The organism is Paenibacillus rhizoplanae (genome assembly GCF_042684125.1).
GTDB classification, from domain to species: domain Bacteria; phylum Bacillota; class Bacilli; order Paenibacillales; family Paenibacillaceae; genus Paenibacillus_AQ; species Paenibacillus_AQ rhizoplanae.
In genome coordinates, this window is sequence record NZ_JBHUKY010000090.1 from 1 (window position 1) to 725 (window position 725).

Below are 725 nucleotides of genomic sequence, written 5' to 3' on the forward strand. Positions count from 1 at the left end.
CAGCGCCTCTATCTCTGGCAGCAGCTCCGTAATCGCTACGGCAAGGATTCGGAATATTACGCGAAAGCGGATGAGCAGGCGCGCGCTGCCCGTAAGGACGTCGCCTCGGCTACCGAAAAGGAGACGAAGGATACGTATGATAAGCGCGTGGACCTGATCGATAAGGAAGCGCGCAGGCTCGAAGACTCAGGCGCAGCGGAAGCGGATGTCGCAGCGTTCAAGGTCGCAGAATGGACGAAGCTGCGCGGTCAGTATGCGAAGGACAGCGAATACTACGAGAAAGCGGACGAACAGCTCTACCAGTCGCGTAAAACGCTTATAGAAAATACGTCGAAACTGGCGGAGGCACTCGTTAAAGCTGAAAAGACCCGCATTGATACCGCGAAGAAGACGGACCTAGAAGCGATCGAGGCGCGGAAGAAGGCGTATGTAGATGCGCAGGACGAGAAGATCGCCGCCATCGACGAACTGCTCGCAAAAGAGCAGACGCTTAACACGGACGCCGACTACGGAACGCAGATCGCGGAGAAGAACGCGCGCATCGCTGAGCTGGCGTCCGCAGTAGGTCCGGAAGGCATTGCGGAGCGTGAGCAAGCGATTAAAGAGCGCGACCGTATGGTCCTCGAACACGACCGCGATCTGCGTAAGCGTGAACTTGATTCGCAGAAGACGGCGCTACAGAAGGAGAAGGAGACGCAGCTCACCGCGTATGACCGGGAGAAAGC

At 57.4% G+C, this 725-nt stretch carries 1 pseudogene; it reads left to right on the forward strand.

From position 1 onward, the window contains the following. Positions 1-725: pseudogene (locus tag ACFSX3_RS30475) on the forward strand (hypothetical protein); the annotation flags it as partial.